The 9,497-nt window shown below is 68.8% G+C and carries 11 protein-coding genes; 6 read left to right on the top strand and 5 right to left on the bottom strand.

Annotated elements, in window-relative coordinates:
- The 5 genes from topA to VNJ47_00940 form a co-directional block, all read left to right on the top strand.
- Positions 1-1,726 (top strand): type I DNA topoisomerase (gene topA, locus VNJ47_00960; GenBank protein ID HXG27404.1); only part of this gene is annotated, 1,726 nt, incomplete at its 5' end.
- Between the two features lie 10 nt (positions 1,727-1,736).
- Positions 1,737-2,297, top strand: a complete 561-nt coding sequence (locus VNJ47_00955) for a Sua5/YciO/YrdC/YwlC family protein (GenBank protein ID HXG27403.1) — start codon at positions 1,737-1,739, stop codon at positions 2,295-2,297.
- A 38-nt stretch (positions 2,298-2,335) separates the two neighbouring features.
- Positions 2,336-3,262, top strand: coding sequence for an oxygen-dependent coproporphyrinogen oxidase (gene hemF, locus VNJ47_00950; GenBank protein HXG27402.1), 927 nt, complete (start codon positions 2,336-2,338; stop codon positions 3,260-3,262).
- Between the two features lie 21 nt (positions 3,263-3,283).
- Positions 3,284-4,279: a hydrogen peroxide-inducible genes activator gene (locus tag VNJ47_00945; protein ID HXG27401.1), complete on the top strand. Its 996-nt coding sequence runs from the start codon at positions 3,284-3,286 to the stop codon at positions 4,277-4,279.
- The gene (locus VNJ47_00940; protein HXG27400.1) at positions 4,276-4,890 is read left to right on the top strand and encodes a GNAT family N-acetyltransferase; all 615 of its coding nucleotides are present in this window, start codon (positions 4,276-4,278) and stop codon (positions 4,888-4,890) included. Before VNJ47_00945 ends, VNJ47_00940 begins: the two co-directional genes overlap by 4 nt.
- A gap of 7 nt (positions 4,891-4,897) precedes the next feature.
- Here VNJ47_00940 and VNJ47_00935 read toward each other — a convergent pair whose 3' ends face one another.
- Positions 4,898-5,572: an NnrU family protein gene (locus VNJ47_00935; GenBank protein HXG27399.1), complete on the bottom strand. Its 675-nt coding sequence runs from the start codon at positions 5,570-5,572 to the stop codon at positions 4,898-4,900.
- 32 nt (positions 5,573-5,604) lie between these two features.
- Complete coding sequence (locus VNJ47_00930) at positions 5,605-6,084, bottom strand: cytochrome P460 family protein (GenBank protein HXG27398.1); 480 nt, start codon at positions 6,082-6,084, stop codon at positions 5,605-5,607.
- Positions 6,085-6,246: 162 nt separating this feature from the next.
- Here VNJ47_00930 and VNJ47_00925 point away from each other — a divergent pair, with 162 nt between their 5' ends.
- Positions 6,247-6,558: a helix-turn-helix domain-containing protein gene (locus tag VNJ47_00925; protein HXG27397.1), complete on the top strand. Its 312-nt coding sequence runs from the start codon at positions 6,247-6,249 to the stop codon at positions 6,556-6,558.
- 91 nt (positions 6,559-6,649) lie between these two features.
- Here VNJ47_00925 and VNJ47_00920 read toward each other — a convergent pair whose 3' ends face one another.
- The 3 genes from VNJ47_00920 to VNJ47_00910 form a co-directional block, all read right to left on the bottom strand.
- Positions 6,650-7,270 carry a lytic transglycosylase domain-containing protein gene (locus VNJ47_00920; protein HXG27396.1) on the bottom strand — a complete coding sequence of 207 codons (621 nt, stop codon included), beginning with the start codon at positions 7,268-7,270 and terminating at the stop codon, positions 6,650-6,652.
- 104 nt (positions 7,271-7,374) lie between these two features.
- Positions 7,375-8,568 (bottom strand): sulfate adenylyltransferase, encoded by a 1,194-nt coding sequence (gene sat / locus VNJ47_00915; protein HXG27395.1) that lies wholly within the window; start codon positions 8,566-8,568, stop codon positions 7,375-7,377.
- An 87-nt stretch (positions 8,569-8,655) separates the two neighbouring features.
- Positions 8,656-9,447, bottom strand: coding sequence for a sulfite exporter TauE/SafE family protein (locus VNJ47_00910; GenBank protein HXG27394.1), 792 nt, complete (start codon positions 9,445-9,447; stop codon positions 8,656-8,658).
- Positions 9,448-9,497 lie beyond the last annotated feature (50 nt).

Raw genomic sequence — 9,497 nt, 5'->3', positions numbered from 1 at the left:
GGTCGCCTCGATCGAGAAGAAGCAGCGTTCGCGCAATCCCGCCCCGCCCTTCACCACCTCGACGCTGCAGCAGGAGGCCTCGCGCAAGCTCGGCTTCGGCGCCAGCCGCACCATGAAGACTGCGCAGCAGCTGTACGAAGGCGTCAGCATCGACGGCGAGAGCGTCGGTCTGATCACCTACATGCGCACCGACTCGGTGAGTCTTGCCGATGAGGCGCTGGCCGAGCTGCGGGAGGTCATCAGGGCCCGCTTCGGCGAGAAAGCGCTGCCGCCGCAACCACGCCAGTACAAGACCAAGTCGAAGAACGCGCAGGAGGCGCACGAGGCGATCCGGCCCACCTCGGCGGCGCGCGATCCCGCCTCGGTCCACAAATACCTCACGCCCGACCAGGCGCGGCTCTATGAGCTGATCTGGAAGCGCACGCTGGCCTGCCAGATGCAGCCGGCGCTGTTCGACACCGTCGCGCTCAACCTGGCGGCCGGCAAGGGCAACAGCTTCCGCGCTACCGGCCAGACCCTGGTCGAGCCCGGCTTCATGGCCGTGTACCAGGAGGGCCGCGACGATGTCGAGCCCGGCAAGGACAAGGACGAGGAGTCGCGCGTGCTGCCGCGGGTCGAGATCGGCGAGCGGCTGGAGCTGGTCGGCATCCTTACCGAGCAGCATTTCACCGAGCCGCCGCCGCGTTATTCCGAGGCCAGTCTGGTCAAGGCGCTGGAGGAATACGACATCGGCCGGCCTTCGACCTATGCCAGCATCATCTCCACCCTGCTCAACCGCGAGTACGTCACGCTGGAGAACCGGCGCTTCTACCCGACCGACGTCGGCCGCATCGTCAACAAGTTCCTGACCCAGCACTTCACCCAGTATGTGGACTACGCGTTCACTGCAAAGTTGGAGGACCAGCTCGATGCGATTTCGCGCGGCGAGCGCGAGTGGATCCCGCTGCTGAAGGATTTCTGGAAACACTTCAAGAAACAGCTGGACGAGAAGGCCAGCCTGTCGCGCGAGGAAGTGGCTCAGGCGCGCCAGATCGGCACCGATCCCGTATCGGGAAAACCGGTCAGTGTACGCATGGGTCGCTTCGGTCCGTTCGTGCAGATCGGCACCAAGGAGGACGCCGACAAGCCGAAGTTCGCCGGCCTGCGGCCGGGCCAGCGTATGGACACGATCACGCTCGAGGAGGCGCTCGCCCTGTTCGTGCTGCCGCGCACGCTCGGCGCCACACCCGAGGGCGAGGAGATCGTCGCCAACATCGGCCGCTTCGGCCCTTACCTGCGCTACGGCAAGAAATTCGTGTCGCTGAAGGCGCCGGACGATCCCTACACCATCACGCCGGAGCGCGCGCTCGAGGTCATCCGCGAGAAGCAGCAGGCCGACGCCAACCGTATCATCAAGAGCTTCGAGGGTACGGACATCCAGGTACTCAACGGCCGCTACGGGCCTTACATCACCGACGGCAAGAAGAACGCCAAGATCCCCAAGGACCGCGAGCCGGCCTCGCTCACGCGGGAGGAATGCGAGGCGCTGATCGCCGCCGCGCCGGAGAAGAAGGGTCGCTTCGGCCGCGGCGGCGGCAAAGCCGGTCAGGGCCCGAAAGACACGGAAGCGGCCGGCAAGACACCCGCCGCCGAAGCCGCGCCGGTCAAAGCCCCGGCCGCGAAAAAACCCCCGCGCAAGGCGGTCCACAAGGCCGCCTCGAAGACCACCCGACCCAAGCCGGCCTGAGGGCTTTGTCATGACCGACTGGCACCTCCAGCAGACGGTGCGCTGCCTGCGGCGTGGGGGCCTGGTCGCCTATCCGACCGAGGCGGTCTGGGGCCTGGGTTGCGACCCGCTGCGGCTCGACAGCGTGCGACGACTGCTGGCGCTCAAGCAGCGGCCGATGGCCAAGGGCCTGATCCTGATCGCGGCGCATTTCTCCGACCTGGAGCCGTTCCTCGCGCCGCTGCACCAGGGCCTGTACAACCGCGTGATGGAGAGCTGGCCGGGGCCGGTGACCTGGCTGCTGCCGGCGCAGCAGTGGGTACCGGTGGAGCTGCGCGGTGTACACGACACGCTGGCGGTGCGCGTCACCGCGCACCCGCTGGCACGCAGCCTGTGCGAGGCCTTCGGCGGTGCGCTGGTCTCGACCAGCGCCAATCCCGCGGCGCGGCCACCGGCGCGCAACGCGCTGCAGCTGCGCCGTTACTTCCACGGCCGCATCGATGCCCTGCTGCCCGGCGCCACCGGTGGCGCAGCCGCCCCGAGCGAGATCCGCGACGCGCGTACGGGCCGCGTGCTGCGGCCCGGCGGATAAGCTTCATCCGCGCCGCGGCCGTGGTATAGACTCCACCCATGCCCGACACGCTGGTTGACGTTCCCGATCTCACCGCCGTCGCGCAGTATCTGCGCGCGCTGCAGGACCGCATCTGCGCCGCACTGGAGGCACACGAGCCACGCCAGCGCTTCCGTGCCGATGGCTGGCAACGGCCCGGGGGAGGCGGCGGCGAGAGCCGCGTGCTAACCGATGGCGCCGTGTTCGAGCGCGCCGGCGTGAATTTCTCGCAGGTGCAGGGCGACCGCCTGCCGCCCGCCGCCAGCGCGCAGCGGCCGGAGCTGGCCGGCGCAGGCTTTCGCGCCGCCGGCCTGTCGCTGGTGCTGCATCCGCGCAACCCCTACGCGCCGACCACGCACATGAACCTGCGCTGCTTCCTGGCCGAGCGCACGGGCGCGGCACCGGTGTGGTGGTTCGGCGGCGGTTTCGATCTCACGCCGTACTACGGCTTCGAGGAGGACGCGCGCCACTGGCACGCCACCGCACGCGCCGCCTGCGCGTCTTACGCGCCAGACGCCTACCGGCGCTTCAAGCGCTGGTGCGACGAATATTTCTACCTGCCGCACCGCAATGAACCGCGCGGCATCGGCGGGCTGTTCTTCGACGACGTCAGCGAGGGCGGCTTCGCACGCTGCTTCGCCTTCGTGCGCAGCGTCGGCGATCACTTCCTCGACGCCTACCTGCCGATCCTCGAGCGCCGCAAGGACATGCTCTACGGCGAGCGCGAGCGTGAGTTCCAGCTGTACCGCCGCGGGCGCTACGTCGAGTTCAACCTGCTGCACGACCGCGGCACGCTGTTCGGGCTGCAGTCGGGCGGCCGTACCGAATCGATCCTGGTGTCGCTGCCGCCGCTGGCCGCCTGGCGCTACGACTGGCAGCCGGACCCGGGCACGGCCGAGGCGGCGCTGTACGAACGCTTCCTCAAGCCGCGCGACTGGCTGGCGTAAGCCGTCGCACAGGGCCTGCCCGTGAGCGTCACGCGCCCCTCCGCCATCACCCTGACCGAGCTGCGCTACCTGGTAGCCCTGGACAAGGAGCGCCATTTCGGCCGCGCCGCCGACCGCTGCTTCGTCAGCCAGCCGACGCTATCGGTCGCGATCCGCAAACTCGAGGAGCAGCTGGGCGTCACACTGTTCGAGCGCAACCGCAGCGAGGCGCGGCCCACCCCGGTCGGCGAGCGCATCATCGAGCAGGCCCGCCGCGTGCTGGCCGAGGTCGCTGCGCTGGAAACCCTCGCGCAGCAGGGGCAGGACGAGCTCAGCGGCGTGCTGCGCCTCGGCGTGATCTATACCGTGGGGCCTTATCTGCTGCCGCGGCTGGTGCCGCGCCTGCGCGACGCGGTGCCCGGCATGCCGCTGCTGATCGAGGAGAACTTCACTGCGGTATTGTCGCGCCAGCTGCGCCAGAACGAACTCGACGTCATCATCGTCGCCCTGCCCTTCAGCCAGCCCGGCGTAGACACCTGGCCGCTGTACGACGAGCCCTTCGTGGTGGTGATGCCGAAGGATCATCCCTGGAGCGCGCGGCGCAGTATTCCCCCGAATGACTTGTCGGCCGAGAATCTGCTGCTGCTCGGGCCCGGCCACTGCTTCCGCGAGCAGGTGCTGGAGGCCTGCCCCGACTGCCGCGAGGCCGAGGGCGAGCTGCCGCGACCCCTGGCCGGCAGCAGCCTGGAAACCATCCGCCACATGGTGGCGAGCGGCCTGGGCATCACCGTGCTGCCGAAAAGCTCGGTAGAGGAAAGTGCCGTGGACAGCGCGCTGCTGAGCGCGCGGCCGTTCACGGGCCAGGGCCCGTCGCGGCGCATCGCGCTGGCCTGGCGCAAGAGCTTCCCGCGGCCCAAGGCGATTGCCGCCCTGCGCCAGGCGATCCTCGAGTGCGAGCTGAAGGGCGTGCACTGGCTCAAGGCCGAGAAGCCCGACAGCGGCCAGCCGGAAATGACTGCCCGGCGCGAATCCGCTTGAATCTGCGTTTCCGGCCGGCCGAGCCGCGCGATGCGGAGCTGGCGGTGCCGCTCATCTACAGCGCGGGGCCGGAAGGCTTCGAATACGTCTTCACCCAGGGCCGCCGCAACGCGCGCGATTTTCTCGGCTACGCCTTCACCGACGGTGCGGGCCTGTTCGGTTGCCGCAACCACCGCGTGGCCGAATACGACGGCCGCGTCGTGGGCATCGGCGCGTTCTACAGCGGCGCCGACTATGCCGCGCTGAGCCGCGACACGCTGCGCCAGCTGCTGCGTTTCTACCGCCTGGCCTGCCTGCCGGTGCTGCGCCGGGCCATGCAGACGACACGCTGGATGCCGCCGCCGGGCCGGCGCACGCTGTACGTCGCCAACCTCGGCGTGGCGCCGGCGCACCGCGGCCGCGGCATCGGCGCAGGCCTGCTGCGCGAACAGATGCAACACGCCCGCGGCGCTGGATTGGCCAGGCTCGCGCTGGACGTGGCGGAGACCAACCCCGCCGCGCAGCGGCTCTACGAGCGGCTCGGCCTGCGCGTGGTGCGGGAAAGCGCCGCCGGCCTGCGCCGCAACGGCATCGCGCTGCCCGCGGTGCGGCGGATGGAGCTGCTGCTGTAGCGGAACCTTACAGCAGGATGGGCGCACCCAGCCGTCCATGCAGCCAGAAGGCACCGGCATACAGCAGCAGGCCCAGTACCAGCGGCAGCCAGCCGATCTCGCGCAGGCGCAGTTCGTTGCGGCCCTGCAGGATCGCGGCGAACGGCACGATCGAGGTCTGGCGCTCGAACGCGAGATAGGCCTCGCCCAGCCGGCGCCGGTTCTTGCGATCGATCGAGCGCATGCCGTTCAGCGCCGTCAGCAGCACGGCGCCCGCCAGCAGCTGCGTCCCCAGGTCGCCATTGGCGAGCAGATGCGCCACGGCCCACAGCGTGAAGGCCCACAGCATGGGGTGTCGCGTGATGCGGGTGACGCCGGTGACCGGGAGCCGATTGCCCAAGAGCAGATCCGCGCCGGCCAGGGTCGGATTGCTGGGGCGCAGCGCCATCACCAGCAGCAGGAAGGCCGGCAGCATCAGCAGGGCCGCCACCAGGTTGAGCGCAGGACTGGGCGGCCACAGCCAGATCACGGGCGCCTCGACATAGGCCCAGATCAGCACGCCCAGGCTGAGTGCGCTCAGCACGGAAAACAGCGCACGGAAGCCCTGCTCGCCCAGGCGCGCCGCCAGCGCCGGCCGGAATGTGCCGGCCACCAGCACGTGCAGCAGGACCCAGGCGGCAGCGGCAAGGGCGAGCGCGGTCATGCCCCCACGCTAACCCAGGCGCCGGGCGGCTTTCAATCGCGCGGCGCGCTGAACACGTAATCGCGGTCCTTCTGCTGCGCGTGGCAGGCGTGGCAGGCCGTCGCGGCGTTCTTGCCGACGGCGCGGGTGTTCCGGTCGCCGCCGCCGAAGCCTTCATAGCCCCAGCCGCCGGTGGCTGCGAACCTGCGGCTGTCCTTGTGCATCACGCCCAGCACCTTGCGCCGGCCCTCGGTCAGGGCATGGTCCGCGGCCTGCGCCTCGAAGAGGTCGAAGATCAGCACTGCACCGTCGGGAAAACGGCCCGTACGATAGCCCTCGAGCGCCTTCGGATTGGCATAGATGTGGTGAATGCCGCCGAAGGAGTCGTACAGCGGGTGCCCCTGCTCGATCACCATGCTCTTGACGTGCCGCCAGTCGCGGTAGTCGTCGGGATACGGGACCGGCGGCGGCTCGGCCGCCAGCGCCAGCGGCGGCAGCATCGCCAGCAAGGCGGCCAGAATCGGCTTTCGCATAGGCACCTCCTGTCTATAATCGATCACATATGGCTTATTTAGCGCGCCGCAGGCCGCGGCGACAGTAGGTACTTTTTGGTGCGTATGGTGGCGCGTCACGGTGCCGTCCGCGCAGCGGACGCGGGTGCGGACGCGCGAGACATTGGCAGCAGGGGAAACGGCATGAAGGAGACACCGGCGCCATCGGCCGCACGGATGGTCGAGGACGTCATCGGCTGCAAATGGAGCCTGTCGGTGATCGCGTGCGTCCGCGACGGCGTACGGCGCCCGGGCGCCATGGCGCAGCGCATCCCTGGTATCAGCACCAAGGTGCTGAACGAGCGCCTGACCAAGCTGCGGCGCTACGGCATCCTGGAGAAGATCGTATTCGACGAAAAACCCCTGCACACCGAGTACCGCCTCACGCCCTTCGGGCGCAGGTTCGTATCGGTGCTGGATCGCATCGAGCGGCTGGAGCGGGAACCGTCGCCATAAATGGCACCCGATTTCTTCACCCCAGCCCTGCGCGCTTCGCTCACCTCGTACCTCGCCCACCAAGGGGGAGGGGGTTGTTCTCGGCGGCCTGCTAAGGCGCGTAGCGCCGGTAATGCGCCAGCACCCGCTTGAGGTAGGACTGGGTCTCGGTAAACGGCGGCACGCCGCGGTACTTTTCCACGTTGAGCGGCCCGGCGTTGTAGGCAGCGATCGCGTGCTCGAGGTTGTTGTTGAAACGCTTGAGCAAGCCGCTCAGGTACTGCACACCGCCGCGGATGTTCTCGTCCGGATCGAAGCTGTTACGCACGCCGAGCTTCTGCGCGGTGTAAGGCATCAGCTGCATCAGGCCCTGCGCGCCGACCTTGGACACCGCATTGGCGTCGAAGCAGGACTCCACCCGCATCATGGCCTTGACCAGCGCGGGATCGACACCATAGCTGCGCGCATGGCGGTCGATCAGGTGCTGGTACTGCGCGCCGCGCGCCTGCAGGCCGGCCTCGGTCAAGCCCTGGCAGGAGAGCACCGCGGTCGGGCGCCCGTACTTGCCGATGTAGGCGTAGACGTCCTCCGTGATGCGGGGGGTGATCTTGCGGTCGGTGTACAGCGGGACGCCGTTGGCACCGCGGTAGATGTGGATCTCGCCGGTCTGCGCCGGTGCGGGCAGCGGCAGCAGGACCGCCAGCGCCAGGCCCAGCGTCCACCCGCCCCTCATGCCGCATCGACTTCGCACCTCCCGGCCTCCCTTGTGCTGCCCCTTCTGAGAGGATAGGCCCGCGCCCGGCGTTTGCAAGCTGCCTGCCTGGCGAATGCGCCGTGTCAGCCGCCGATGCTCTGGTAGTAGGCCATCAGGATCTTGGCGACCTCGGGGCGCGAGAATTCCGGCGGCAGGGCCTGGCCCTTGCCCAGCATCTCGCGCACCTTGGTGCCGGACAGGTTGATGAAGTCCTCCGGGGTATGGTCGGGGGCTTCGCGCATCATCACCACGCGGCCGAGCTTCTTGCTCCAGGCCGTGTTGTCGGCGGCGAAGATCTCGATCTTCAGCGCACCCTTCGGCACCTGCTTGAAGATTTCCTGCGCGTCGAACGGGCCGTAGTAGTTGCCGACGCCGGCATGGTCGCGCCCGACGATCAGGTGGGTGGCGCCCATGTTCTGGCGGAACACCGCGTGCAGCAGGGCCTCGCGCGGCCCGGCGTAGAGCATGTCGAAGCCGTAGCCGCTGACGATCACGGTGTTGGCCGGAAAGTAGAGCTCCACCATCTTGCGGATGGCGGCGTCGCGCACCGGCGCGGGGATGTCGCCTTCCTTGAGCTTGCCCAGCAGCATGTGGATCACCAGGCCGTCGGCCTTCAGCCGCTCCAGCGCCATGCGGCACAGCTCCTCGTGCGCGCGGTGCATCGGGTTGCGGGTCTGGAAGGCCACGACCTTGCTCCAGCCGCGCTCGCTGATCTCGTTGCGGATCTCCACTGCAGTGCGGAAGGTGTCGGGGAAATCGGTCTGGAAGTAGGAAAAATTCAGCACCTCGATCGGGCCGGACAGCAGCGTGTTGCCGAGGCCCGTGAACACCGCCACGCCCGGGTGCTTGGGATCGAGCGTGCCGAAGATTTTCTCCGCCATGAAGCGGATCTGCTCGTCGCTGACCGCCTCGACCGCCTGCACGTCCATCACGGCCAGCACCGGGTGGCCCTCGACGTTGGGATCGCGCAGCGCGATGCGGGAGCCGGCCCTGATGCCGCTGTCCTTCGTCAGGTTGACCACCGGCACCGGCCAGAACAGCCCGCCCGTGGTCTGCATCTTCTCCGCCACCGAGAGCGCATCCGCGAGGTTCATGTAACCGGCCAGCGGCGTGAAGTAGCCGGCGCCCAGCATCACCGCATTGGCCGCCGCGGCGGAATTGAGCAGCAGCGATGGCAGGCCCTCCGCCTCGCGCAGCAGCGCGTGGTGGCGCGCGCTGTCGTAGACGAACAGAGGCTTGAGCTCGGCGGCGCCGTGCGGCGGGATCAGCTTGGACATGAGGACTCCGGAAGCAAGAGGCTCGGGATGAAGCGCAAAAGTATACGGATTTCCTTGTCCGGGTGATGCGCTCAGCGCATGCCAAACTCAACCCAGCAGCATCTTCACGCCGATCAGCAGCAGCAGTACGGCGAAGGCGCGCTTGAGTGTCCGCGGCGGCAGGCGATGCGCCAGGCTCGCGCCCAGACGCGCGGTGGGCACGCTGGCCAGCGCGATGCCGGCAAAGGCGGCCAGGTCCACATAGCCCAGGCTCCAGGGCGGCCGCCCCGGCGCATCCCAGCCCGCGACGATGAAACCCGCCGCGCCGGCCCAGGCGATGGGAATACCGCAGGCGGCGGCGGTGCCGACGGCCTGCCGGATCTGCACGCTACACCAGCTCAGGAAGGGCACCGTCAGCGAGCCGCCGCCGATGCCGATCAGTGCGGACAGCACACCGATCACGCCACCGGCCAGCGACAGCCCGGCGGGCCCCGGCAGCGGCGTGTGCGCGCGTGGCCTGAAATCGAACCACATCTGCACGGCCGTCAGCAGCGCACCGATGCCGACGATCTGCGCCAGCGTGCGGCTGGACAGCTGGTCCGCCAGGAACGCGCCCGCCACCGAGCCCGCGGCCAGCCCCGGCGCCATGGCGCGGAAGGTGGGCCAGAGGATGCCCTGCAGCTGGTGATGCCGGTACATCGAGGAAATCGAGGTAGCCGAGATCACCGCCAGCGAAGTGGCGATGGCGACCTGCAGGATGATGGCGCTGCCCACACCCTGCGCCGGCAGCACCAGCGCCAGCGCCGGCACCATGATCATCCCGCCGCCGACACCGAACAAACCGGCCAGCAGACCGGCGACGACGCCGGTGGCGACATAAATGAGAAGAGTGCTCAGCATGGCGTCGATCCGCTGCGCATGATATATCAACGGCCTTTTTGGCTACGCCT

It is taken from the genome of Nevskiales bacterium (assembly GCA_035574475.1).
Lineage (GTDB): Bacteria > Pseudomonadota > Gammaproteobacteria > Nevskiales > DATLYR01 > DATLYR01.
This window is presented reverse-complemented; position numbering and strand designations above follow the sequence as displayed.

Excerpts from the sequence above, each read along its gene's own strand:
- VNJ47_00935 (HXG27399.1), bottom strand. The coding sequence starts at position 5,572 with ATGACCGCGCTCGCCCTTGCCGCTGCCGCCTGGGTCCTGCTGCACGTG.
- sat (HXG27395.1), bottom strand. The coding sequence starts at position 8,568 with ATGTCCAAGCTGATCCCGCCGCACGGCGCCGCCGAGCTCAAGCCTCTG.
- VNJ47_00930 (HXG27398.1), bottom strand. The coding sequence starts at position 6,084 with ATGCGAAAGCCGATTCTGGCCGCCTTGCTGGCGATGCTGCCGCCGCTG.
- VNJ47_00955 (HXG27403.1), top strand. The coding sequence starts at position 1,737 with ATGACCGACTGGCACCTCCAGCAGACGGTGCGCTGCCTGCGGCGTGGG.
- VNJ47_00925 (HXG27397.1), top strand. The coding sequence starts at position 6,247 with ATGAAGGAGACACCGGCGCCATCGGCCGCACGGATGGTCGAGGACGTC.
- VNJ47_00920 (HXG27396.1), bottom strand. The coding sequence starts at position 7,270 with ATGAGGGGCGGGTGGACGCTGGGCCTGGCGCTGGCGGTCCTGCTGCCG.
- hemF (HXG27402.1), top strand. The coding sequence starts at position 2,336 with ATGCCCGACACGCTGGTTGACGTTCCCGATCTCACCGCCGTCGCGCAG.
- VNJ47_00910 (HXG27394.1), bottom strand. The coding sequence starts at position 9,447 with ATGCTGAGCACTCTTCTCATTTATGTCGCCACCGGCGTCGTCGCCGGT.